At 73.1% G+C, this 24,845-nt stretch carries 21 protein-coding genes and 1 pseudogene; 11 read left to right on the forward strand and 11 right to left on the reverse strand.

Features of this window, described 5'->3' with window-relative positions:
* Positions 1-219: 219 nt before the first annotated feature.
* Together ACFT41_RS19750 and ACFT41_RS19755 are read right to left on the reverse strand one after the other, a co-directional pair.
* Positions 220-630 (reverse strand): nuclear transport factor 2 family protein, encoded by a 411-nt coding sequence (locus ACFT41_RS19750; RefSeq protein WP_377588399.1) that lies wholly within the window; start codon positions 628-630, stop codon positions 220-222.
* Entirely contained in the window at positions 618-1,067 is a 450-nt protein-coding gene (locus tag ACFT41_RS19755; RefSeq protein WP_377588398.1) for a VOC family protein, read from the reverse strand. The genes ACFT41_RS19750 and ACFT41_RS19755 overlap by 13 nt, the downstream gene beginning before the upstream one ends.
* 185 nt (positions 1,068-1,252) lie before the next feature.
* Here ACFT41_RS19755 and ACFT41_RS19760 point away from each other — a divergent pair, with 185 nt between their 5' ends.
* From ACFT41_RS19760 to ACFT41_RS19780, 5 genes are all read left to right on the forward strand, one after another.
* Positions 1,253-2,278, forward strand: coding sequence for an aldo/keto reductase (locus tag ACFT41_RS19760; RefSeq protein ID WP_377588397.1), 1,026 nt, complete (start codon positions 1,253-1,255; stop codon positions 2,276-2,278).
* A 108-nt stretch (positions 2,279-2,386) separates the two neighbouring features.
* Positions 2,387-3,913, forward strand: coding sequence for an alpha-L-fucosidase (locus tag ACFT41_RS19765; protein ID WP_377588396.1), 1,527 nt, complete (start codon positions 2,387-2,389; stop codon positions 3,911-3,913).
* Complete coding sequence (locus tag ACFT41_RS19770; protein WP_377588395.1) at positions 3,910-5,916, forward strand: beta-galactosidase; 2,007 nt, start codon at positions 3,910-3,912, stop codon at positions 5,914-5,916. Before ACFT41_RS19765 ends, ACFT41_RS19770 begins: the two co-directional genes overlap by 4 nt.
* A 348-nt stretch (positions 5,917-6,264) precedes the next feature.
* Positions 6,265-7,917, forward strand: coding sequence for a glycoside hydrolase family 27 protein (locus tag ACFT41_RS19775; protein WP_377588394.1), 1,653 nt, complete (start codon positions 6,265-6,267; stop codon positions 7,915-7,917).
* Between the two features lie 257 nt (positions 7,918-8,174).
* The gene (locus tag ACFT41_RS19780; protein ID WP_377613944.1) at positions 8,175-8,672 is read left to right on the forward strand and encodes a phosphotransferase; all 498 of its coding nucleotides are present in this window, start codon (positions 8,175-8,177) and stop codon (positions 8,670-8,672) included.
* A 96-nt stretch (positions 8,673-8,768) separates the two neighbouring features.
* On the opposite strand, the gene ACFT41_RS19785 is transcribed toward ACFT41_RS19780, so the two are convergent.
* Entirely contained in the window at positions 8,769-8,963 is a 195-nt protein-coding gene (locus ACFT41_RS19785; protein ID WP_377588392.1) for a helix-hairpin-helix domain-containing protein, read from the reverse strand.
* Between the two features lie 42 nt (positions 8,964-9,005).
* Between ACFT41_RS19785 and ACFT41_RS19790 the strand changes: the two are divergent.
* The 4 genes and pseudogenes from ACFT41_RS19790 to ACFT41_RS19805 all read left to right on the forward strand — a co-directional run.
* Positions 9,006-9,128 (forward strand): annotated as a pseudogene (locus ACFT41_RS19790) (helix-turn-helix domain-containing protein); the annotation flags it as partial.
* A 25-nt stretch (positions 9,129-9,153) separates the two neighbouring features.
* Positions 9,154-9,324 (forward strand): hypothetical protein, encoded by a 171-nt coding sequence (locus tag ACFT41_RS19795; RefSeq protein ID WP_377588409.1) that lies wholly within the window; start codon positions 9,154-9,156, stop codon positions 9,322-9,324.
* A gap of 255 nt (positions 9,325-9,579) precedes the next feature.
* A complete protein-coding gene (locus tag ACFT41_RS19800) occupies positions 9,580-10,596 on the forward strand; it encodes a sporulation protein (RefSeq protein WP_377588407.1) in 1,017 nt (338 codons plus the stop codon).
* 107 nt (positions 10,597-10,703) lie between these two features.
* Entirely contained in the window at positions 10,704-10,928 is a 225-nt protein-coding gene (locus ACFT41_RS19805) for a hypothetical protein (RefSeq protein ID WP_377588391.1), read from the forward strand.
* 71 nt (positions 10,929-10,999) lie between these two features.
* Here the strand turns inward: ACFT41_RS19805 and ACFT41_RS19810 are convergent, their stop codons facing one another.
* From ACFT41_RS19810 to ACFT41_RS19845, 8 genes are all read right to left on the reverse strand, one after another.
* Entirely contained in the window at positions 11,000-11,914 is a 915-nt protein-coding gene (locus ACFT41_RS19810) for an ABC transporter permease (protein ID WP_377588390.1), read from the reverse strand.
* Entirely contained in the window at positions 11,911-13,128 is a 1,218-nt protein-coding gene (locus tag ACFT41_RS19815; RefSeq protein ID WP_377588389.1) for an ABC transporter permease, read from the reverse strand. The genes ACFT41_RS19810 and ACFT41_RS19815 overlap by 4 nt, the downstream gene beginning before the upstream one ends.
* Positions 13,128-14,735, reverse strand: a complete 1,608-nt coding sequence (locus tag ACFT41_RS19820; RefSeq protein ID WP_377588388.1) for an ABC transporter ATP-binding protein — start codon at positions 14,733-14,735, stop codon at positions 13,128-13,130. The genes ACFT41_RS19815 and ACFT41_RS19820 overlap by 1 nt, the downstream gene beginning before the upstream one ends.
* A gap of 38 nt (positions 14,736-14,773) precedes the next feature.
* A complete protein-coding gene (locus ACFT41_RS19825) occupies positions 14,774-15,853 on the reverse strand; it encodes a BMP family ABC transporter substrate-binding protein (protein ID WP_377588387.1) in 1,080 nt (359 codons plus the stop codon).
* Positions 15,850-17,334 (reverse strand): amidohydrolase family protein, encoded by a 1,485-nt coding sequence (locus ACFT41_RS19830; protein ID WP_377588386.1) that lies wholly within the window; start codon positions 17,332-17,334, stop codon positions 15,850-15,852. Before ACFT41_RS19830 ends, ACFT41_RS19825 begins: the two co-directional genes overlap by 4 nt.
* Positions 17,331-18,347 carry an alcohol dehydrogenase catalytic domain-containing protein gene (locus tag ACFT41_RS19835; RefSeq protein ID WP_377588385.1) on the reverse strand — a complete coding sequence of 339 codons (1,017 nt, stop codon included), beginning with the start codon at positions 18,345-18,347 and terminating at the stop codon, positions 17,331-17,333. The genes ACFT41_RS19830 and ACFT41_RS19835 overlap by 4 nt, the downstream gene beginning before the upstream one ends.
* A 191-nt stretch (positions 18,348-18,538) precedes the next feature.
* Complete coding sequence (locus ACFT41_RS19840; RefSeq protein ID WP_377588384.1) at positions 18,539-19,843, reverse strand: PucR family transcriptional regulator; 1,305 nt, start codon at positions 19,841-19,843, stop codon at positions 18,539-18,541.
* Entirely contained in the window at positions 19,840-21,309 is a 1,470-nt protein-coding gene (locus tag ACFT41_RS19845; RefSeq protein ID WP_377613945.1) for an aldehyde dehydrogenase family protein, read from the reverse strand. Before ACFT41_RS19845 ends, ACFT41_RS19840 begins: the two co-directional genes overlap by 4 nt.
* Positions 21,310-21,382: 73 nt before the next feature.
* On the opposite strand from ACFT41_RS19845, the gene ACFT41_RS19850 reads away from it, so the two are divergent.
* A complete protein-coding gene (locus ACFT41_RS19850; protein ID WP_377590342.1) occupies positions 21,383-22,465 on the forward strand; it encodes an NAD(P)-dependent alcohol dehydrogenase in 1,083 nt (360 codons plus the stop codon).
* Positions 22,466-22,579: 114 nt separating this feature from the next.
* Positions 22,580-24,805 (forward strand): cytochrome P450, encoded by a 2,226-nt coding sequence (locus ACFT41_RS19855; protein ID WP_377590344.1) that lies wholly within the window; start codon positions 22,580-22,582, stop codon positions 24,803-24,805.
* Positions 24,806-24,845 lie beyond the last annotated feature (40 nt).

Below are 24,845 nucleotides of genomic sequence, written 5' to 3' on the forward strand. Positions count from 1 at the left end.
CCTGACGCTGCGTCACACCCCCGCGATCCCATTCGACGCGTCCCGACCCTTTTGCTCTGCACCCACGGGCGCAACATGGCGGCCGTGCTGCGCCTATGCAGAACCCCGAAGGGCAGGACGAGACGACACTCCATTACACAAAGCGACTGTTGCGTCATTGGGTGCAGAGCAAAGGGGTTCGCCAGTGTGGGCGCAGCCGAGCAAGGCGACCACGCAGGGTCACGGCTCGGTGGCGAGCTGGCGGTGCACCTCGCCGCTGTCCCAGTAGTCGACCCGGTGCGCGACCAGGCCGTCGGCGTCGACCCGGAACCGGAACATCCCGCGCACGCGCACCGGGGCCCGGCCGGCGGAGACCAGCCGAAAGGACATCCGGTACGCCAGCGCCGCCCGGTCCCCGTCGACGATCAGCTCCTCCACCTCGTAGCGGAGGTCGGCGAACTCGGCCAGGAAGCCGTCGAGCCGCTCCCGGTAGCCGGCCCGGCCCACGACACCCCGCCCGAGCCCGGCGGTGTGCTCGTTGACGAAGCCGCCGCTGACGCAGGCGGCGACGGCGTCGGCGTCGTGGGCGTTCAACGCGGCCAGGTAACCCAGCACCGCGGCGCGGGTGCGGCCCGCGCTCAGTTCCCCCACAGCCGCCGTACGGTGTCGAACACCTGCTGGTCGTGGGAGATCTCGATGACGTTGCCGTCGGGGTCCTTCAGCGCGCAGATGTAGCCGACCGGCGGCGGCATCTGGCGCGGCTCCCAGTGCAGGCAGCCCAGCTCGCGGGCCCGCTCGGCGATCGCGTCGACGTCCGAGCGCTGCGGCACCTCGATGCCGATGTGCGCGAACGGGTGCAGCAGGCCGAGCTGGCCGCCCTTGTCCTTGTTGAAGGAGACGAGCACCAGCACGAACGGCGTCTCGACCTGCTTGTCGTTGGAGAGCCAGACGCTCTCCCCGTCGGCGTCGGCGAACCGCTCCACCACCACCAGCGGGGTGAGACTGGTGTAGAACGCGATCGCCTTGTCGAGGTCGCCGGTGGGCAGTGCCACGTGCGTCCATCGGGCTTGGGTCAGGCCGGTCCCCATGAGTACCTCCACCGTGCCGGAATGTCCATCACAACGCTGCCACCAGCCTATTCGTCCCCGCTCCGGGGCGCGCTGTGCCGGGGACACAAACCCGTCCGGGCCGATTCGACCCGGCGGGACAGTGCCGGGGGCCCGGCCGGCGTGCCAGCGTGGTCGGCACACACCAGCAGGAGGACGATCACATCATGCGCTACCGCAGGCTCGGCGGCACGGGCGTCGAGGTCAGCACGCTCTGTCTCGGCACGATGATGTTCGGTGCCTGGGGCAACACCGACGAGAAGGAGTGCCACCAGATCGTCGCCGAGGCGCTCGACGCCGGGGTCAACCTGGTCGACACCGCCGACGTGTACGCGCACGGCGAGACCGAGGAGATCGTCGGCCGGGCGCTGCGCGGTCGGCGCGACGACGTGGTGCTGGCCACCAAGTTCCACGAGTCGATGGGCGCCGACCGCAACCGGCGGGGCAACTCCCGGCGGTGGATCACGCAGGCGGTCGAGGAGAGCCTGCGCCGGCTGGGCACCGACTGGATCGACGTCTACCAGGTGCACCGCCCCGACCCGCGCACCGACGTCGACGAAACCCTCGGCGCACTGTCCGACCTGGTCCGGCAGGGCAAGGTACGCCTGATCGGCACCTCCGCGTTCCCCGCCGAGCAGATCGTCGAGGCGCAGTGGGTCGCGCAGCGGCGGCAGCGGGAACGCTTCACGACGGAGCAGCTGGCGTACTCGATCCTGGCCCGGGGTGCCGAGGCCGGCGTGCTGCCGACCTGCGAGCGGCACCGGCTCGGGGTGATGGTGTTCAGCCCGCTCAACGGCGGCTGGCTCACCGGGAAGTACCGCGCGGGCAGCGTGCCGGCGGACTCCCGCGCCGGGCGCAACGGCGACCACTTCGACTTCCGCGACGCCGCCGCCCGCGATCGCAAGCTCGACCTGGTCGGCGAGCTCGACGTGCTCGCCCGGGAGAGCGGCCTGACGCTGATCGAGCTGGCGCTGGGCTTCGTGCTCAGCCACCCGGCCGTCACCAGCGCCGTCATCGGCCCGCGCACCCTGGAGCAGCTGCGCAGCCAGCTCGGCGCGGGCCAGCTCGACGGCCTGCCGGCCGACGTGCTGGACCGGATCGACACGCTGGTGCCGCCGGGCCACAACATCAACCCGGCCGACGCCGGCTACCGGCCGCCGGCGCTGACCGACCCGACCCTGCGGCGCCGCTGACGCCACGGGCGGCCGAGCAGCGGGACCGGCCACGGGAAGACGGCGGTCAATTCGTCCGGTAGGGTGACGAACGGCATCGGGCCCCGGCATCCGGACAGGACGGTTCGCATGACCCCTGCCCCCATTCCCCCTCGTCCCGCTCCGGGCTCCGTCGACGAGGCCGAGGCGCTGACCGCCGTGCGGCCCAGCGCGCGGCAGGTGGCGTGGCAGTCGATGGAGTTCTACGCCTTCGTCCACTTCGGCATGAACACGATGACCGACCGCGAGTGGGGTCTCGGCGACGAGGACCCGGCGCTGTTCGATCCGTCGGAGTTGGACGTCGACCAGTGGATGACGGCGATCGCGGCGGCGGAGATGACCGGCGTCATCCTCACCGCCAAGCACCACGACGGCTTCTGCCTGTGGCCCTCGAAGGTGACGACGCACTCCGTCGCCGCCTCCCGGTGGCGCGACGGGCAGGGTGACCTCGTGCGGCTCGTGGCGGATGCGGCGCGGCGGCACGGTCTGCGGTTCGGTGTCTACCTCTCGCCCTGGGACCGCAGCGAGGCCACGTACGGCTCGGGGAAGGCGTACGACGACTTCTTCGTCGCCCAGCTGGAGGAGTTGCTGTCCGGCTACGGCGAGGTCTTCTCCGTGTGGTTCGACGGGGCCAACGGCAACGGCCCCGACGGCCCACACCAGGAGTACGACTGGGAGCGGTACTACGCCGTCGTCCGGCGGCGGCAACCCGACGCGGTGATCTCGGTCTGCGGGCCGGACGTGCGGTGGTGCGGCAACGAGGCCGGGCACACCCGGGCGGACGAGTGGAGCGTCGTGCCCGCCGGGCTACGCGACGCCGAGCGCATCGCCGAGGGTTCCCAGCACGTCGACGACGGCACCTTCGCACGGCTCGTGCGCAGCGACGGGGAGGATCTGGGCAGCCGGGCGGCTGTCGCGGGCCGACTCGACGATCTCGTGTGGTATCCGGCCGAGGTCAACACGTCCATCCGGCCGGGGTGGTTCCACCACCGGCGTGAGGACCACGCCGTCCGCTCCGCCGACGAGCTCTTCGAGCTGTGGTGCGCGGCCGTCGGCGGGAACGCCTGCCTACTGCTCAACGTGCCGCCCGACTCCCGTGGCCTCGTGGCCGACCCCGACGTGGCGGCCCTGGCGGGCCTGGGCGAGCGCATCCGCGCGTTCCGGGGCGCGGTGCGGGAAGCCGACGTCGTCCTGTCCTCCGGGGCCGTGCGTACGGCCGCCGGTGCGCCGACGGGCGACCCGGCCGCGCTCGCACGGCTGGCGGTGGGTGCGGCGGAGGGCTGCGTGTGGCGTCCCGAGGCGTCCGACAGATTGCCGACCGTCTCGGTCGTCCTGGCCGGCCCCACCGAGGTCGCCGCCGTGGTCGTCGGCGAGGAGATCACGCAGGGGCAGCGGCTGGAGCGGATCGTCGTGACCGCGGTGGCCGATGGGCACGAGGAGGTGCTGGCCGAGGCGAACTCGATCGGCTATCGACGCATCCTGCGTTTCGCCCCGCGCGTCGTGAGCGAGGTGCGGGTCAGGATCGAGGCGTCCCGTGGCCTGCCGGCGGTCCGCACGGTCGCGGTGGTCGCGGCGAGCGGCGGGTGGCTTCCACGAGACCGAGGAGTCAGCGGATGACCTGGTCGCACGTCGACAACGCCTGGCCGACGAGAGGGCTCAGCTACGGGGCCGACTACAACCCGGAGCAATGGGACAGGGCGACCTGGGCCGAGGACGTGCGGCTGATGACGCAGGCCGGCGTCAACCTCGTCTCGCTCGGCATCTTCTCCTGGGGGCTGGTCGAGGTCGCGGACGGGGAGTTCGACTGGGGCTGGCTGGACGAGGTCGTCGATCTCCTGGCCGAGGGCGGCATCGCCGTCGATCTCGCCACGCCGACCGCCGCGCCCCCGGGCTGGCTGCTGGCGGCGCACCCCGAGCTCCGCCCCGTCGACCACGACATGCGACCGCACTGGCCCGGCGCCCGCCTCGGCTGGTGTCCGAGCAGCCCGGTCTTCCGCGAGTACGCGCTACGCGTCGTCCGAGCCCTCGCCGAGCGCTACGGGCATCGGGACCACGTCGTGATGTGGCACGTCAGCAACGAGTTGGGGGGCGGCAACGGCCGCTGCTACTGCGACGTGTCGGCGGAGGCGTTCCGCGGCTGGCTACGGCGCAGGTACGGCACGCTCGACGCGCTGAACGACGCGTGGGGTGCCGCCTTCTGGGGCCACACGTACCGCGACTTCGCGCATGTCGTTCCGCCGCGCGGCAACAACGCGAAGAACCCGTCGCTCGTGCTCGACTTCGACCGCTTCTCCTCCGACGAGCTGTTGGCGCACTATCTCGCCGAGCGCGCGGTGCTCAAGGCCGTCACCCCGCACCTGCCCGTCACCACGAACTTCATGGTGGGCGCCGAGCCCGACGTCGTGGACTACCCGCGCTGGGCGGCGCACATGGACATCGTCGCCAACGACCACTACACCCGTTCCGCCGACCCGGTCCCCGAGCAGGACGTCGCCTTCTCCGGGGATCGGATGCGGGCGATGACGACCGGGCGGCGGCCGTGGCTGCTCATGGAGCACTCGACCAGCGCGGTGAGCTGGCAGCCGCGCAACCGGGCAAAGACGCGGGGAGAGCTGATCCGCAACAGCCTGAGCCACGTGGGTCACGGCGCCGACGGCGTCATGTTCTTCCAGTGGCGCGCCTCCCGGGCAGGCGCGGAGCAGTTCCACTCGGCGATGGTCCCGCATGCCGGCGAGGACACCGAGCTCTACCGCGACGTGTGCCGGCTGGGTGCGTACCTGCGCAGCCTCGCCCCGGTCCTGGGCTCACGCGCTCCCCAGGCCCGGGTCGGCATCCTCTTCGACGACGAGGCGGGCTGGGCGATGGCGAAGGGGGTCAAGCCCAACAACCACCTCGACTACGGTCGTCTCGTCCGCGACTGGCACCACGCGTTCTGGCGGCTGAACGTGAGCATCGAGGTGCTCCCGCCGTGGGCCGACCTCACCGGGTACGAGGTGCTGGTGGTGCCGGCGCTCTTCCTGACCGGCGACGACACGGCGGGGCGGGTCACCGCCTTCGCCGAGGCCGGCGGCACGGTGGTGGTGGGCTTCCTGTCGGGGATCGTGGACGAGAACGACCAGGTGCGGCTGGGCGGCTACCCCGGGGCGTTCCGGGACCTCCTCGGTGTCCGGTGCGAGGAGTTCCGTCCGTTGCAGGAGGGCGAGACGTTCGCCCTCGACAACGGCTGGCGCGGCACGGAGTGGACGGAGCTTCTCCGCGTCCACGACGCGGAGGTGCTGGCCGGATACTCCGGGGGGCAGCTCGACGGCCGTCCCGCGATCACGTCGCGTTCGCTGGCGGGCGGGGGCCGCGCGGTGTACGTCTCCGCCGGCCTCGACGGCGAGTCGCTGCTCGCCCTGGTGCGTTCGCTGGTGGCCGCCCCCACCGGCGTGCCCGCCGGCGTCGAGGTGCTGGTACGCCGGAACGACGAGGAGGTCTTCACCTTCTTCGTCAACCACGCCGACACCGATACCGTCGTCGCTGCGCGGGGCCGGGAGATGCTCACCGGCGAACCCGTCGGCGGGGAGCTGCACCTGCCGGCCGGCGAGGTGCGGGTGGTGAGTTCGCCCGCCGCGAGGTGACCGGGGGCGGGTGTCGCCCGCAGTCGCAACCCATTGGCGACCGACGATCACCGACGGGGGTTTTGCTTGCCCATGTTAGCGATAACATGATAACTTTCCCGAGGAGCTACCGGGCCGCTCCGACCAGCCCATCGGGATCCCACGGGCCTCAGCTCGATGCGTGTCGCAGCGTCGAGCCGTGAACATCCGGGAACACTCCGCAGCGATGGTGGCCGGGCCGCATTCCCGTCCCGCAATCGCAGGTAGCCGCCGCATCGATGTCACCAGTTCACCGTCCCTGCCTGCCAATTGGCATCAGTCGACAGGCAAAAACAACGACATCCACCACCCGGAAACAATGGAGAGTCAATGCGCGCACGTACGAGATGGTTCGCCGCCCTGAGCGTCGCACTCCTGGGAGCAGTCGGATTGACCGTGGTCGACACGGTAGCCGCACCGAAACCGGCTCAGGCGTTGGAGAACGGGGTGGGCCGCACCCCGCCGATGGGCTGGAACAGCTGGAACACGTTCTACTGCAACATCAACGAGGCGCTGATCCGGCAGATGGCCGACGCCATCGTCAGCTCCGGCATGCGGGACGCCGGCTACCAGTACGTCGTCGTCGACGACTGCTGGATGAACCCCAACCGCGACTCGGCCGGCAACCTCCAGGGCGATCCGACCCGGTTCCCCAGCGGCATGAAGGCCCTGGGTGACTACATCCACAGCAAGGGCCTCAAGTTCGGCATCTACCAGGCGCCCCTGGACAAGACCTGCGCCCAGTACTTCAACTCCTACCCCGGGGCCACCGGTGCCATGGGCCACGAGGCCCAGGACGCCCGCCAGTTCGCCGCCTGGGGCGTCGACTACCTCAAGTACGACTGGTGCTCCCCCACCGGCACCATCACCGAGCAGGTCAACCGGTTCGCCATCATGCGCGACGCCCTCGCCGCCACCGGTCGTCCCATTCTCTACAGCATCAACTCCAACAGCATCCACGAGAAGACCGGCCCCATGCGCGACTGGGGCGACGTCGCCAACATCTGGCGCACCACCGAGGACATCACCAACGCCTGGGACACCGGCCAGACCAACGGCTACCCGATGGGCATCCAGAACATCATCAACGTCACCGTGCCGCTGGCCGGTTACGCGCGTCCGGGTGCGTTCAACGACCCCGACATGATGGAGGTCGGCCGGGGCGGCATGAACGACACCGAGATGCGCAGCCACTTCGCGATGTGGGCCATCATGGCCTCGCCGCTGATCGCCGGCAACGACATCCGCAACATGGACAGCGCCACGCAGACGATCCTCAAGAACGCCAACCTCATCGGGATCAACCAGGACACCCTCGGCCTCCAGGCCACCCAGGTCTCCAACGACGGCACCCGCCGGGTGCTGGCCAAGCGCCTCGCCAACGGCGACGTGGCCGTCGCCCTGTTCAACCAGGGCGGCTCCACCACGACCGTCTCCACCACCGCCGCCGCGATCGGCAAGTCCGGCTCCTCGTTCACCCTGCGCGACGCCTGGACGAACGGCACCTCCACCACCACCGGCACCATCTCCGCCAGCGTGCCGGCCCACGGCACGGTCGTCTACCGGGTCAGCGGCGGAGGCACGACCACCCCGCCGCCCACCACCACGTTCCGGCTGCGCAGCGAGTCCAGCGGCCGGTGCCTGGACGTCGACAACGCCAACCCGGCCAACGGCACGGGGATGCTGATCTGGGACTGCCACAGCAACGCCAACCAGCAGTTCACCCAGTCCGGCCAGGCCCTCCAGGTCCTGGGCAAGTGCCTGGAACTGCCCACGAACGCCGCCGCCGGCACCCGGGCGCAGATCTGGGACTGCAACGGAGGCACCAACCAGCAGTGGACCTTCAACGGCAACGGCACCATCAGCAACGTGCGGTTCCCGTCGCTCTGCCTGGACGTCAACAACGCCGGCACGGCCAACGGCACCACCGTGCTCGCCTGGACCTGCCACACCGCCGCGAACCAGCGGTGGAGCCGGGCCTGACCTGATGCCGCGCGCGACCGGGCGCCCCGGATGCCACCGTCAGGAGACGGCCCGGCATCCGGGGCGCCCGCCTTCTCGTACGGCTCCGCCACACTGGGCCGCATGATCGGATCGCAGATGCCTGTGTTGGAGATGCTGTGGGAGGCGCACGATCCGCACCACGTCCTCGACGGAAGGTTCGGCTTCAGCGACGCGCGGACGGCGGGCCGCTGGGTCGCCGACGTCCTGGACGAGCACTGGGGCGTACGCATCGACTCGTGCGAGCGGATCGTGATGAGCGGCGGCAACGCGCTGGCATGGGTCGGCACGCCGTCATCACCGAATGGCTCGACACCCGCGCCGAGCAGCTGCCCGCAGCGGCCCGCGACGCGCTGCGCGGACTGGTCGCCAGCGCGCCACCTGACCGGCTGCCACGGCAACTCGTCCACTTCGACTTCCGCTCCGCCAACGTGTTGTGTGCCGACGGCGAGATCGCCGCGGTCCTCGACTTCGAGGAGGCCCGGCACGACCACCGGCTCGTCGACCTGGCCCGCGCGACGATCCTGCTCGGCACCCGCTACCACGACTGGGGGCCGGTGCCGCCTGAGGTCCATGCCCGGTTCCTCGCCGGCTACCAGGCCGTGCGCCCACTGACCCCGGCGGAGTCGGGCTGGTGGGACGTCCTGCTGCTCTGGCAGGCCCTCGCGATGGTGCCGCCCGGCGAGGACCCGACCGGGTGGGGACCGTCCGCGCTGAGCCGACTGCCGCAATCCTGAGCACGGTCCCACACAGAACTTCACCACAAGGTACGCACTTCTCCCCGGCTTCTCGTCGGCGGGTTCCTCTCCCCGTGCCGTCGCTTCGGGGATGCCCTACCCCAGGCTCAGGTTGTGCTCCTCCAGGGAGTTTCGGATGATCCCGAGGGCCTTCGGCCCCATGCCGTGCAGCTTGGCCAGCTCGGCGCGAGGCACCCCGGCCAGGTCGCGCAGGGTCGTATAGCCGGCGTTATTCAGGGCCCGCGTCGCTGGTGCTCCGATCCGCGGGAGGGTGTCGAGGGTGGAAGTCATGCCGTCGATCCTATGGCTGTACGCTGACGTACAGTGCTGTCCGTGCAGCTCCGTTACCACTTCCGGATCACCCCGGACGCCACCCAGCGTGCCGCGCTGGCGCAGGCGTTCGGGTGCGCCCGTGTGGTTTTCAACGACGGGTTGCGCCTGCGTCAGCAGGCTCGCGAGGCGGGCGAAGAGTACATCTCCGATGCTGACCTGTCGAAGCTGGTCAGCACGCGCCCAAGGCCGGACCAGCATCGCCGGCCTCTACGCCGGCCGGCCCGCGACCAGCGGCAACCTGCACACCATCCCTCAACCCACACCCCTGCAACTCGAACTCCTCGACCTACTCGACGTCAACCCGCTGGAATGGTGCTGACAATCGCCGACGTGCGGAATGCAGGGCTAGACGACGCCTGAGCGGACCCGCCAACCCTCGCAACCTCACCGAAAGTGAAGCATGTGAATACACTCAGCTACCTCTCAGGTTGAGTTGGTACTTTCCCGGCGCAGCGGCTTCCACCATGGACGCCGCTGAATCCGTTGCGGCACAAGGGTTTCCGGTGGAAGTTCCACCGAGTCCGGGTGACGCGCGTGGCGGCTGTCAAGGGAGACACGCGGAGTGTTCAAGAAGATGCTAGGCGCGTTCGGGGTGGGTGGCCCGAGCGTCGACACGGTCCTGTCCAATCCGAACACCCGCCCGGGCTTGCTGCTCGGCGGGCAGGTGAACCTGACCGGCGGCAGCCACGACGTGGAGATCGACCACATCACCGTCGGCCTGGTCACCCGGGTGGAGGTCGACGGCGCGGAGGAGGAGCACGACGCGCTCGTCGAGTTCCACCGTGTCCAGGTCGCCGGCAGCCTGATCCTGGGCGAGGGGCAGCACCTGTCCCTGCCGTTCCAGGTGGCGATGCCGTGGGAGACCCCGGTGACCGACCTGTACGGGCAGCACCTGCACGGCATGACGATGGGCCTGCGCACCGAGGTGGCCGTCCGCGGCGCGGTCGACAAGGGCGACCTCGACCCGGTGTACGTGCACCCGCTGCCGGCACAGGAACACATCCTGGAGGCGTTCGGCCGGCTCGGCTTCCAGTTCAAGGCCGCCGACCTCGAACGCGGTCACCTCTCCGGGCTGCACCAGACGCTGCCGTTCTACCAGGAGATCGAATACTTCGCGGCCCCGCAGTACGCCCACGCCGTCAACGAGGTCGAGCTGACCTTCGTCGCCAACGAGCACGGCGTCGACGTCGTGTTGGAGTTCGACAAGCGCGGCGGCCTGTTCACCGGTGGCCACGACTCGTACGGTCGCCACCACGTCGCCCACGGCGGCGCCGAGCACGGCGACTGGGCCGCGCAGGTCGACGCCTGGGTCCGCCAGGTCCTCGACGGCCGTCAAAGCATGCACACCGGCCACGGCTACGCGGTGCCCACCCAGGGCTACGGCCCGCCCGGCTACGGGCACGCTGCGTACGGCCATCCCGACGGCCACTACCGCGACGACCACCACCACGAGCGGCACGACGGGCCCGGCATGGGCGGTGTCGTCGCGGGTGTGGTCGGTGGCGCGGCGCTCGGCTTCGCCGGCGGCATGATCGCCGACGAGGTCTTCGGCGACGACGAGGACGAGGAAGGCGGCGACGAGGAGGCGTGAGCCCCTGGCGGGTCCACTGTGGATCCGCCCGCCGCCCCATGATCTAATTAGTCAGATTTGTCCGCATCCGGCCGGAGTGTCCGGCCGGAGTTTTCGAAGGAGTGTGCATGCCCGTCACCGCCGACCTCACCAAGCTGGTCGACAAGGCCTACCAGGACAAGACCCTCACCGAGATCGTCGACGCCCCGGTGTCCGCCCTCGCCGGGGTCAGCGACGGCGATGCCAAGCTGCTCAAGGACGCCTTCGACATCACCACCGTCGGCGACCTCGGCCGCAACCCCTACTTCCGCACCGCCAGCGCCCTGGTCGCGCTGACCGGCGCCACGAAGTAGCACCACCACGGGTGCCCGGCGTCCGAGAGAACACCTCTCGGAGCACCGGGCACCCGTCCGTTTCGCCGAGGTCAGGTGGTGCCGCGCTGGAACGGCTGCGCCAGCGCGCGGGGTTCACGGTGCGCGGTGGCGAACACCAGCATCGCCAGCAGCGCCAGCAGGTACGGCGCGGCGATCAGCAGCTGCGAGTTCATGGTGACGCCCAGCGCCGGAAGCGCCAGCCGCATCGCGTCGGCCAGACCGAACACGACGCAGCCGACCAGCGTGCGGCCGAGCCGCCAGGCGCCGAAGATCACGGCCGCGATCACCAGGTAGCCGCGCCCGGCGGTCATGTTCTGGTTGAACGAGCCGACCTCGCCGACGGCCAGGTACGCGCCGCCGAGCCCGGCGAGCAGCCCGCACCACAGCAGCGCCTGCCGGCGGCGGCGGTTGACGTGGATCCCGCTCACGTCGGCGGCCTGCGGGTTCTCCCCGACGGCCCGCAGCTCCAGCCCCCACCGGCTGCGTTGGACCAGCCACCAGGTCAGGGGGATCACCACGAGCAGCAGGTACACCGGCCAGCGTTGCACGAACAGCAGCGGGCCGACGATCGGGATGTCCCGCAGCACCGGCGCGCTCACCTGCCACACCTGGTGCCCGGTGAAGGTGCTCACCGTGATCAGGTAGCTGGTCAGGCCCAGCACGAGGGCGTTGAGGACCAAACCGACGACGAAGGTGTTGATCTGCACCCGGTGCGACAGGTTGCCGTGCACGAACGCCACCGCCACGCCGACGAGCGCACCCGCGGCCAGGCCGATGGTGGCGCTGCCGGTGGCGCTGGCCACGGCGATCGACCCGAACGCGGCACCGAGCATCATCGCCTCGACGGAGATGTTGAGGGTGCCGGCGCGCTGCGCCACGTACTCGCCGCAGGCGGCGAAGGCCAGGGGGACGGTGAGCCGGGCCCCGCTGGAGAGGATGGTGGCGATGTTGTCGGCGGCGCTCATGCCAGACTGCCTTCCATAGCGTCCTGCTTGCTCACGGCCGGGTCGGTGGCGGGCGTGGTGGTCGCCGGCTCGCCGGCGCGGCGGCGTTTGCGCAGCATGCCGATCACCACCGGCGGCGCGACGAACGCCAGCACCAGCAGCGCCTTGACCACGTCGACGAGGAACGGCGGCACCCCGGTGGCGGCCAGGAAGCTGCCCCCGGCCCGGAGCACGCCGAACAGCACCGCGACCGGGATGGCCAGCAGCGGGTTGTTCCGGGCGACGAGGGCGACCAGCAGGCCGTCCCAGCCGATGTTGAGGGACATGCCGGGCTGCAACCGGTTGGTGCCCACGGGGCTGGCCAGCAGCAGCGCCCCGGCCAGGCCGGCGAGGCCGCCGGAGATGGCCAGCGCCATCCCGCCGAGGGCGCCGACGCGCACGCCGGCGTGCCGGGCCGCCGCCGGGCTGAGGCCGGTCATCGTGAGCCGGAAACCCCAGCGGGTACGCGCCAGCGCGAGGCTGAACACGACCGCGACGACGACGGCCAGGACGAGGCCGCCGTTGATCTGGAGGTTCGGGTACTCGCCGAGGGAGGTGATCCGGGCGCTCTCCGGCAGCGGGTTGGACTGCGGGGACAGGGTGCCCCGGCCCAGCCGGGACTCCTGGAGCAGCCACGGGGTGTTCACCGCGAACGAGACGAGCTGCTGGGCCAGGAACGTCATCAGCATCGTGCTGACCACGACGTTGACGCCGCGGAAGCGGTACATCAGGGCGCTGAGCCCGGCCCAGGCGCCCGCCCCGACGAGCGCGGCGGCCAGGACGCAGACGACGAGCAGCGGCCCGGGCAGCGACAGGCGCAGCCCGGCCCAGGCGCCGAAGAGCGCCCCGATCAGCACCTGCCCCTCCTGGCCGATGTTGAAGAAGCCGGAACGGGCGCTGACGCAGGCCCCGACGGCGACCAGCAGCAGCGGCGCGACGTACAGCAGGGAGGTGGACCAGGCCGCCGGGCTGGCCATGCTGCCCTGGTAGAGCGCCGTGGCCGAGGCCGTCGGTGAGCCGCCGGTAACGGTGATCAGCAGGGCGGACAGGGCGAGGGCGACGGCCACGGTGGCTGCCGTGGCCGCGGTGACCTGCCAGCCGCCGACGCCCGGGTTGAGCCGGCGCAGCAGCCGGCGGCCGGTGGCGTCGAGGCCGCCCGGGCCGGTGGGCGGCGCGGGGGCGGTGGTAGCGGCCATCAGTGCGCCACCCCGCCGACCAGCATGCCGAGGCGTTCCGCGGTGGCCTCGGCGGTGGGGAGGACCCCGACGATCCGGCCGGAGGAGATCACCGCGATCCGGTCGGCGAGGGCCATCACCTCCTCCAGCTCGGTGGAGATCAGCAACACGGCCACTCCTTCCGCGGCGGCCTGCCGCAGCCGCACGTACATGTCTTCGATCGCGCCGACGTCGAGCCCGTGGGTGGGTTGCGCGGCGACCAGCGCCTTCGGGCCGGCGGACAGCTCCCGGGCCAGCACCACCCGCTGCTGGTTGCCGCCGGAGAGGCTGCGCAGCGGGGTGTCCGGCGAGGGCGCCACGATGTTGAACTCCGCCATCTGCCGGCGGGCGATCCGGTGCATCCGTCGGCGGCTGAGCACCCCGCGCGTGCAGACCCCGGCGAGGGACTTCATGACGAGGTTCTCCGCCACGCTCATGTCGAGCACCACCCCGGAGTGGTGCCGGTCCTCGGGCACGATGCCGAGGCCGGCCTCGTGCAGCGCGCCCGGCCGGGTCAGGTCGGCGGGCCGGCCGCCGACCTCGACGGCGCCGGTGTCGGGCACCAGCAGCCCGGAGAGCAGCTCGCCGAGGGTGGCCTGGCCGTTGCCCTCGACCCCGTACAGGCCGACGATCTCGCCGGCGGCGACGCCGAGGTGGAGGTCGTCCAGGACGGGCAGGCCGCCGACGCGCAGGGTAACCCCGCGCAGCCGCAGCGCAGCCGGCGCGGCGGGGTCCGGCGCGGTGGCCTCCCCCGGATCGGCCGGCGGGTCGGCGTCCACCGGCCCGGTCGGGTCGGTCGCCCCGGCCGGGGGCTCGACGGGCAGCAGGCCCAGGGCCGCGCCCTCGGCGCGCAGCGACACCTCGCGGCCGACCATCTGCCGGGCCAGCTGTTGGGCGGTGGTGTCCGCCGTCGTGCCGTGGAACGCCACCGCGCCGCGCCGCAGCACGGTCACCCGGTCGGTGGCGGCCATGATCTCGGCGAGCTTGTGGCTGATCAGGATGACGGCGCGGTTCTCCGCCTGCACGACGCGGCGCAGCACGGTGAACAGCTCGGCCGACTCGGCCTGGGTCAGCACCGAGGTCGGCTCGTCGAGGATCAGCACGGACGGGTCGCGGCGCAGGCACTTGATCAGCTCGACGCGCTGCCGTTCGCCGGCCGAGAGCCGGTCGACCCGGGCGAGCGGGTCGATCGGCAGCCCGTAGCGGCGGGCGACCTGCTCGACCTGGGCGCAGGCCGCCGCCCGGTCGACCCGCCCGGTGTCGCCGAGGATGACGTTCTCCCAGACGGTGAGCGGCTCGATCAGGCTGAAGTGCTGGTGGACCATGCCCAGGCCGAGGTCGGCGGCGACCTGCGGGCTGTCGATCTCGATCGGTTCGGCGCCGCGCAGGATGGTCCCGGTGTCCCGGTGCACCAACCCGAGCAGGATCTTCATCAGGGTCGACTTCCCGGCCCCGTTCTCGCCGAGGAGGCCGTGGATCTCGCCGGGCCGTACGGCGAGATCCACGGCGTCGCAGGCGACAACCGGACCGTAACGCTTGCTGACCCCGCGCAGGGTGAGGGCCGGCGTCAGCTGGTCGTCAACGTCCACAGTCCGTTTCCACCTCGTTGGTCGTCGGGCGACGGGGGTCAGGAGCCGAGCTTGGCGACTTCCGCCTTGGTGTCGATCTTGTCGCTGCCCACGTCGGCGATGAAGGCGTCCATCTTCTGGGTCTGCTCGGCCGTGGGGGAGCAGATCTTGACCGTCGGGTACGCGTCCTTGCCGAGGTGCCACACCTTGGTGGTGCCGAGCTGCATCTCGCCCTTGGCGAACAGCTCCAGGGCGGCGGCGAAGTACGCGCCCGGGTCGAAGATGACCGAGATGTCGAAGCGCGGGTCGGTCGAGTCGCAGCGGTCGGTGCCGGGGGTCAGGGTGATGGCCCCGCCGTCGGCGGCGAGCTTGGCGGCGGCGTCGGTGGCCCCGCCCAGGTACGGGTAGATCACCTTCACGCCCTGGCTGAGCTGCGCCTGGACGGCCTCCCGGGCCTTCGCCGAGTCGTTGAAGTCACCGGTGTAGGTGGTGACCAGCTCGGCCTTCGGCACGACCATCCGGATGCCGGCCTTGAACGCCTTGGCGGCGTTGACGGAGAAGTCGGCCTCCATGCCGGTGACGAAGCCGGCCTTGGTGGCGTTCTTCTGCTGCATCAGCAGGCCGGTGGCGTACCCGGCGGCCAGCATGCTCTGGTTGGGGTCGTCGCTGGAGATGACGGTCCGCGAGGTCTGCGGGACGTTCTCCGACGACGGCACGTACCAGGCGGTCTTCGCGCAGACCGCCTCCTCGGAGGCGGGGATGGCGTCCTTGAGCTCGGACGCGCCGAGCGCCACCATGTCCACGCCCTGCTGGCACAGCGCCCTTGCGGCGGCGAGCGCCTCGGTGGCCGGGACACTGCCGCGCTTGATGACCTGCCACCCCTTCTCGGTGGCGAACTTCTCGGCGCCGACGACGAAGCTCTCGTAGTAGCCGTTGTCGTTGATGTCGCCGGGGCTGAGCACCCCGATGACGACCTTGCCGTCGCCGTTGACGTCGGGCTGGCCGGCCTGGGTGGTCCCGCCGCTGGCGGTTCCCGCCGCCGACGGCGCGGACGCGTCGTTGCTGGCGCAGCCGACCAGGGCGAACGCCAGGGCTCCGGCGATCACCGCCGCCGGGCCCTTCGCGGTACGAAGTGTCATGGTGCGTTTCCTTTCACAGTGGGGGCGTCGCGGCGGCCGGCTCGGCCTGGCGCGCAGTACTCGGTCGCGGGCACGGTCGGCCAGCGATGGGGGATGTCGATGCCGGCCCGGCGCAGCAGGGCGGCCCGGCGTGCGGTGGCCTCCTCGCGCAGGGCGTCGACGTCGACGGTGGTGATCCGCCGGTCGCGGACCACCAGCCGACCGTCGACCAGGACGTCGCGGACGGTGTGCCCGGCCGCGCCCCAGACGAGCTGGGTGGCCAGGTCGCCGCGCGGGGTCCAGCAGATGGTGCGGGTGTCCAACACGACCAGGTCGGCGGCCTTGCCGACCTCGATCGAGCCGGTGAGCCGCCCCAGCCCGACGGCGTCCGCGCCGTCGACGGTGGCCAGGGCGAAAACCTCGTCGGCGCGCAGCGGGTCGGGTGCGCCCCGGTCCCGCTCCAGGCCGGCGAAGAGCCGGGCGGCGCGCCACACGTCCGGGGTGTCCCCGGCGTTGTGCGAGTCGCAGCCCAGCGCGAGCCGGCCGCCGGCGCGGCGCAGCTCGGTGTGCCGGCCGGCGCGGCTGAATCCCTGGCCGAGGCGCAGGTAGGCGCCCGGGCAGGAGGCGACGGCGGTGCCGGAGTCGACGATCGCGGCGACCTCGGCGTCGTCGAGCCACACCGCATGGCCGAGCAGCAGCCGGGGGCCGAGCACTCCGAGGTCGCGCAGGTGCAGCACGGGCCGGGCGCGGCCGGCGGCGGCGTACGCGGCGACGTCGTCCGGACCGGGCGAGATGTGCCAGGTCATCGGCACGTCCAGCCGCTCGGCCAGCTCGGCGGCGCCGGTGAACAGCTCGTCGCTGACCAGGTCGTGCCCGAGCAGGGTGATCCAGCCGGTGACCAGTTCGTCGCCGGCGAGCGCGGTGACGGTGTCGGCCTGGGCGGCGAGGGCCTCGGCGGCGGGCAGCGCGTACGGCGCGCCGGGGGTGTCCCAGCCCCAGCCGCCGACGCGGGCGCGGATGCCGGCGGCGCGCAGCCCCCGGGCGACCCGCAGTGGGTGCGCCACAGTGCCGGGCTCCAGCAGCGTGGTGACGCCGTAGCTGAGCGCCTCGACGGCCGTGAGGGTGGCCGACAGCTCGTCGTCGTCGCCGGTGACGGCGGCGTGCAGCGGCACGATCCAGTCGTAGATGGCCTGCTGGGCGGGGACGTCGTCGGGGATGCTGCTGCGCACCAGGGGGTCGGCGGTGGTGTGCTGGTGCGCGTTCACCAGGCCGGGCACGACCACGCAGCCGGCGGCGTCGAGCTCCGGGCTGCCCGGGTACGCGGCGCGCAGCGCGTCGGCGGGGCCGAGCGCGGCGATCCGGCCCGCGGTGACCGCGATCGCGCCGCCGGTGACCACCTCGCGGCCGGGGGCCATGGTGACGATCTCGGCGTCGACGATCAGCAGGTCGGCGGGGCCGGTGGGGCGGGGGGCGGCCGGGGGCACCGGCGGGGTCCCGGTCATGGCCGCACCAGGATCTTGCCGACGAGGTCGCGGGACTCCTGCCGGGCGTACGCCTCGGGCAGGTCGGCCAGCGGGTACTCGGTGGCCCGCACCACCCGCAGCCCGCCGGCGTAGAACGCGTCGAGCATGGCGGCGAAGTCGGCCGGGGCGTACGCGCCGGCGCCGAGCAGCCGCAGCCCCCGGTGGTAGACGTCGGCCAGGGAGAAGGTCACCTGGTCGCCGCTGGTGTTGCCGAGCAGCGCCAGCCGCCCGCCGGTGCGCAGGCTGGCCAGGGAGACCGGCCAGGTGGCGGTGCCGACGTGGTCGACGACGAGGTCGACGCCCTGGCCGTCGGTGCGGTCACGGACGGCGGTCACGGTGTGCTCGTCGAGGTCGAGCGCGTCGGCGCCGAGCTCGGCGGCGAGGGCCCGCTTGGCCTCGGTGCGGGCCACGGCGATCACCCGCGCCCCGGCGCGGCGGGCCAGCTGGACGGCGGCGATGCTGACGGCGCTCGCGCCGGCCTGCACCAGCACCCACTCCCCCGGGCGGACCGCCCCGACGCGGTGCACGGCGTGCCAGGCGAGGCTCCAGGCGGTGGGCAGCGCCGCGGCGTCGGCGAGGTCGACGTGCGCGGGCACCGGGTGCACGACGGCGGCGGGGACGGCGACGTACTCGGCGAAGCCGCCGGGGCGGTTGCCGCCGACGACCGCGAGCCGGGGGCAGTGGCCGGGCTGGCCGGCGGCGCAGGCGGGGCAGGTGCCGCAGCCGACGGTCGGGTCGACCAGGACCCGGTCGCCGGGGCGTACCGTGGTGACGTCGGCACCGATGGCGACGACCTGGCCGGCGACGTCCATCCCGGCGACGTGGGGCAGCCGGAAGCCGGGCAGCCGGCCGGGGCCCCGGCGCTGGAGCAGGTCGAGGTGGTTGAGCGCGGCAGCATGCACCCGGATGACGGCCTCGGTCGGGCCGGGCTCGGGGTCGGGCAGGTGGCGCAGGCGCACCACCTCCGGGCCACCGAACTCCATCTGGACCATCGCTCGCACAGGACCCTCCGGCGCTCTGCCAATCGATATGGCGTCTTGCATTGTGATTCGCGTTGCTTAGCGACGTACTCTGCCTGCGGTGCGTCGGCATGTCAACGGCTTGACCGAAACAGGAACGCCAGCGAAACCAAGCCGTGCCTTTACGCCCCCGCCGCGCCGTTCACCGGGCACCGATCAGCAGGTCAGCCGGGGTCCGACGCGGCCAGCAGCTCCCGCGCGGCGAGCGCGGTGCGCAGCACCGTCGCCGTGTCGGGCTCGAGCGGGTCGACACCCAGCAGCCGCTTGATCAACCCCACCCGGTAGCCCACCGAGTTGCGGTGCAGGTGCAGGCGCTCGCTGACGGCCTGCCGGCTGCCCCCGGTGGCCAGCCAGCAGTCCAGGGTGCGCAGCAGGTCGTCGCGGTGCGCGATCGGCCCCAGGTGCCGCTGCACGAACCAGCTCAGCCGGTCGTCGGGCACGGCCAGCAGGACCTGGTGCAGCCCGGCCCGGCCGAACGGCAGCTCGGGCGGCGCGTCCGGCTGCCGCAGCAGCAGGCGCAGCAGGCGGTCCGCGTCACGGAACGACGCCGCCGTCCGGGCGGCCCCGCTGACCAGCGCGCCGCTGGCCAGCCGCACCTGCCCCGCGCCGACGATCTGGTCCAGCCGGGCCCGCAGCCGGGTCGCCTCGCGGTCCACGTCGCCGTGCAGCAGGGTCCAGGCCCGCCGCCCCTCGGCGAGCACGGGCCGGTCCAGCCAGCTCAGCGCCGACGCCCAGCGCCGTTGCTGGGCCCCGGTGTAGACGATCCCGGCGACCGCGTGCGGCTGGTCCAGCCGCCACCCGTGGGCCGCGCCGGCCCGCAGCAGGTCGGCCTCGGTCACCCCGCGCGGGCCGGCTATCCCGCCGGAGCCGCCGACGCCGAGCGGGGCGGCGGCATCGAGCGGGTCGCCCGCACCAGGCGGGTCGCCGGGCCCGGGCGGGCGGATGCCGTCGCGCAGCGCCCGCAGCACGGCCGCGGCGTCGGCGAAGGCGGGCGGCGGGGGCGACTCGCGGCGTACGGCGTCGATCAGCAGCGCGGTGGTCGCGGCCCGGGCCAGGTCGAGTTGCCCGGCGGTGACCGGCTCGGCCACCAGCAGCGCGCCGAGGCGCCGCGGCCCCGCGCCGACCGGCACGGCGCGGCCGGTCCACCCGTCGGCGCAGCGGACCCGGCCCGGGACGCCTCCCGCCACCTGACCGCCGGGCCGGGAGCCGGCCAGCGCCCGGCGTACCTCCTCGGGGTCGGCGCCGCGGGGGCCGCCGGCCGCGCCGTCGCTGGCGGCCAGCAGCTCCCCGGCCTCGGAGACCAGCCGGCAGGCCGCCCCGACGCGCTGCGCGAGCGCGGCCAGCAGGCCCGGCCAGCCGGCGCCGCCGAAGGCCAGCTCGGCGAGGGCCTGGGCGAACGCGGCCGGCGGCGGCCCGGTCGCGACGGTCAGCCGCGCCCGCGCCGCCGGCAGCTCGCCCGGCCGGGTCACGCCGATGGGCGATCGAGCAGGCGGACCGCGACGGCCTTCTCCTGGGTGTACTCGCGCAGCGCCGCATAGCCGCCGCCCCGGCTGAACCCGCTCTCCTTCTGCATGTTGAACGGGAAGCCGATCACCCCGGCGTCGTGGAACTGGTTGACCGCCACCTGGCCGCTGCGCGCGTCGGCGGCGACCCGCAGCGCCCGGGACACGTCGCTGGTCCAGATACAGGTCAGCAGCCCGAAGTCGGTGCCGTTGACCAGCGCCACGGCCTCGTCGACGCCGCGGAAGCCCTGCACGGCGAGCACCGGGCCGAAGACCTCCTCGCGGGCCAGCCGCATGCCGGAGTCGACCCCGTCGAAGACGGTCGGCGCGACGAACCAGCCGTCGCCGTGGCGCCCGCCGGCCGACTCCCCGCCGGTGACCAGCCGGGCCCCGGCGCTCGGGGCCTCGGCCAGGAAGCCGCGCACCCGGTCGTACTGGGCCTGGCTGACCAGCGGCCCCATGTCCAGGTCCTGGTCCCAGGGGCCGGTCCGCACGGCCGCCATCCCGGCGGCGACCCGCTCCACCACCTCCACCCGGATCGACTCCTCGACCAGCAGGCGGGACCCGGCGTAGCAGTTCTGCCCGGCGTTCTCGGTGATCGAGGTGACGATGGCCGGGATCGCCACGTCCAGGTCGGCGTCGGCGAAGACGACGTTCGGTGACTTGCCGCCTAGCTCCAGCTTCACGGGGACGAGGTTCTCGGCGGCGGCCCGCATGACGGCCCGGCCGGTCGCCGTGGACCCGACGAAGCTGATGTGGTCGACGTCGCGGTGCCCGGTCAGCGCCGTGCCCGCCTCGGGGCCGAGGCCGGTGACGACGTTGAGCACGCCCGGCGGCAGGCCGGCCCGGTGGGCCAGCTCGGCCAGGGCGAACGGGGCCAGCGGCGCGATCTCGGAGGGCTTGAGCACGACGGTGTTGCCGGCGGCCAGGGCCGGGGCGACGTTGGCCGCGGTGAGCACGGCGGGCACGTTCCACGGGAGGACCACGGCGCACACCCCGTACGGCTCGGGGCGGGTGTAGCCGAAGTAGTCCGGCGTGCGGGTGGGCAGGGTGACACCGGTGAGCTTGTCGGCCGCGCCGGCGAAGTAGTCGACGATGCCGTGCGCGATGTACATGTTGAGGCGCCCGCCGGAGCGGGGCTTGCCCACGTCGCGGGCCTCGTGGGCGGCGAGGTCCTCGACGTGGGCGGCGATCAGGTCGGCCCAGCGGCGCAGGATCGCCCCGCGCTCGGTGGGTGAGGTCGCCGCCCAGGCGGGGAAGGCGCGGCGGGCCGCAGCGACGGCCGCGTCGACGTCGGCCGCCCGGGCCCGGGCCACCGGCTGGATCAGCTGCCGGGTCGCGGGGTCGAGCACAGGCAGCTCGCCCTGGTCGGCGGCGGCGACCCAGGCGCCGTCGATCAACTGGCGGGCGGGGGGAATGTCCAGGTCAGCCATGAGGGAATCCTTGACCCTTCATGTTTCGCATGTCAAGATGCAGTCTCGCTTTGTGAGTTGACCGGGAGGGCGCGTGCGGATCACAGCGGCGGTGCTGGAGAGCGCGGGAGCGCCGTTCACCCTCCAGCAGCTCGACCTCGCCGAGCCGGGGCCGGACGAGGTGCTGGTGCGGGTGGACAGCGTCGGCGTCTGCGGCACGGACCTGGAGTTCTCGAACTTCTTCCCCACCCCCGCAGTCCTCGGCCACGAGGGCAGCGGCGTGGTGGAGCAGGTGGGCGCAAGGGTCACGGGCGTCGCCGTCGGCGACCACGTCGCGATGAGCTTCGCCTCCTGCGGCGAGTGCCCGCTCTGCCTCGGCGGAAACCCCGCGTACTGCCGCCGGTTCGACGCCGTCAACTTCGCCGGGCGGCGGCCGGACGGCAGCTCGGCGCTGTCCCGCGACGGGGCACCCGTCAACGGCCACTTCCTGGGCCAGTCGTCCTTCGCCACCCACGTGGTCGCCCCGGCCCGCGCCGTGGTGCCCGTCGACAAGGAGATCGACCTGCGGGTCGTCGGCCCGTTCGGCTGCGGCTTCGGCACCGGCGCCGGCGCGGTGCTCAACGTGCTGCGCCCGGAGGTCGGATCGTCGCTGGTCGTCTTCGGCGCCGGCGCGGTCGGCGTGGCGGCGATCCTGGCCGCCCGCGCGGCCGGCTGCGCCGTGGTGGCCGCCGTGGACGTCAACGCCGGCAAGCTGGACACCGCGCGGCTGCTCGGCGCGACCCACGGGGTGCACTCGGCCGCCGGGGACCCGCGCGAGCTGCTGGCGGCGATCGCCCCGCACGGCTTCGACGTCGCGATCGACACCACCGGCCGGGAGGACGTGCTGCGCACGGCGGTGGAGGTCCTCGGCCCGCTGGGCCGCTGCGGCGTCATCGGCGTCGGGCCGAGCGAGCGGATGAGCTTCGACTGGCGCAGCATCCTCAACGGCCGCACCGTCACCGGCATCATCGGGGGTAACAGCCTGCCGCAGGTCTTCCTGCCGAAGCTGCTCGACCTGCACGCCGCCGGCCGGTTCCCGGTGGACCGGCTGATCACCCACTTCCCGTTCGAGCAGATCAACGAGGCGGTGGCCGCCGTACGGGCCGGCGAGGTCGGCAAGGCGGTCCTCACCTTCTGAGGCTCGATCCGTAACAGCGTCTCGTGATGTGAGCGAGCTACGCTCGCGTCCGACACCCCAGTGGCGCGGCTGGGCAACACCGCGCAGCGTCCCGCACCCGTGGAGCTCGTCCCCATGACCGAACACCAGCTGACCACACCGGCCACCCCCTTCGACCACCACTCGGCCGAGTGCAACGCCGACCCCGTGGGCTACTACGAGGCGTACCGGCAGACCTGCCCGGTCGGGCGCACCACCGCGCACGGCGGCTTCGTCTACACCACCCGGTACGCCGACGTGGTCCGCATCGCCCGCGACGACGACGCCTTCTCCTCCGCCCGCTCCGTCGCCGGCGGCGACGGCACCGCCATCGTCATCCCCCGGGGCCCCGGCCTGGAGCAGTACCCGATCGAGCTGGACCCTCCGGCCGCCACGGAGTACCGCGACCTGATCAACCCCCTGCTCACCCAGGACGCGGTGGCGAAGCTGGCCCCGATGATCGCCCGGCACACCACCCGCGTCATCGACGCGTTCGTCGCCGAGGGCTCGGTCGACTTCGTCCGCGACCTGACCAACCCGCTGCCGGCCGCCGTCACGCTCGACTGGCTGGGCTTCCCGGAAGCCGACTGGGCCAAGCTGGCCGGCCCCATCCACGACATCTTCGCCGCGCTGCCCGGCAGCGAGCGCGCCGCACGCGGGGCGGCGGGCCTGGCGTACCTCGACCGGCGCATCCGGGAGCTGATCGTCGAGCGCCGGGCGCAGCCGACGGACGACGCCGTCAGCTACCTGGCCGCCCAGCGGCGCCCCGACGGCGAGCTGTTCGACGCCGACGAGCTGGTCCCCGTGATCGGGCTGCTGATCGCCGGCGGGGTCGACACCACCACCTCGCTGACCGGCTCCACGCTGGTGCACCTGAGCCGCCACCCGGAGGACCGGCAGCGGCTGGTCGACTCCCCCGACCTGCTGCACAACGCCACCGAGGAGTTCCTGCGGGCGTTCGCGCCGTCGCAGTCGATGGCCCGCACCGCCCGCGCCGACGCCGAGGTGGGCGGCTGCCCGGTCGCCGCCGGCGAGCGGGTGCTGATCCCCTGGGTCGCCGCCAACCACGACCCGGCGGTCTTCCCCGAGCCCAAGCAGATCCGGCTGGACCGCGACGCCGCCCGGCACCTCAGCTTCGGCATCGGCAGCCACCGCTGCGCCGGCGCCCACCTGGCCCGCCTCATGTTCCGCGAGATGATCACGCAGGTGCTCACCCGGCTGCCCGACTACCGGGTCGTCGAGGAGGGCCTGGTCACGTACCCGACCCGGGGCAACCAGACCGGCTGGGACGCCGTACCCGCCGTGTTCACCCCCGGCACCCGCGCCGCCGACGCGCCGGGTGCCCGGCCGGTCGCGGGCCCGGCGGGCGACCGGGACCTGCGGGTGGAGGTCGCGGCCGTCGCGGCCGACGACGTGCTGGAGGTACGCCTCGACGACGCCACCGGCGCGCCGCTGCCGCCCTGGGCGCCGGGGGCGCACCTGGAGGTGCGGCTGCCCTCGGGCCGGGTCCGGCAGTATTCCCTGTGCGGCGACCCGGACGACGCCCACCACTACCGCATCGCGGCCCTGCGCGAGGCGAGTGGCCGGGGCGGCTCGGTGGAGCTGCACGCGGTCGCCCGCGCCGGTGCCACCCTGTCCGTGCGCGGCCCGCGCAACCACTTCCCGCTCGTCGACGCCGCCGGCTACCTCTTCCTCGCCGGCGGCATCGGCATCACCCCGATCCTGGCGATGGTCCGCGAAGCCGACCGCCGGGGCGTGCCGTTCCGGCTGGTGTACGGCGGGCGCACCCGCGCCTCGATGGCCTTCGCCGACGAGGTCGTGGCGCTGGCCGGGGACCGGGCCACCCTGCTACCGCAGGACGAGGCCGGCCTGCCCGACCTGGCGGCGCTCGTCGCGTCCGCCGGGCCGGACACCGCCATCTACTGCTGCGGGCCCACCGGCATGATCGGCGCGCTGGAGCGGACCTGCGCCGAGGCGGGCCGGTCGGGGCAGCTGCACGTCGAGCGGTTCACCGCCGGCGACGACCTGGAGGTCGCCTTCGACCCGGCGGCCAACACCGAGTTCGAGGTGCACCTCGCCCGCACCGGGGCGACCCTGCGGGTGCCCAGGGACCGCCGGATGATCGATGTGCTGCGCGAGGCGGTGCCCGGCCTGACGTACGACTGCGAGAAGGGCTACTGCGGCTCGTGCGAGACCCGGGTGCTGGCCGGCACGCCGGAGCACCGCGACTCGCTGCTCACCGAGTCGGAGCGCGAGGCCGGCCGCAGCATGATGATCTGCGTCGGGCGGTGCCGCTCCGAGCGACTGGTGCTGGACCTCTAGCAGGTTGCGGGCGGCGGTGCACCGGCCCGGGCCGGTGCAC

Origin of the sequence: Micromonospora sp. NPDC057141, from assembly GCF_042670805.1 — a bacterium.
In the GTDB taxonomy this organism is placed as follows: Bacteria; Actinomycetota; Actinomycetes; order Mycobacteriales; family Micromonosporaceae; genus Micromonospora.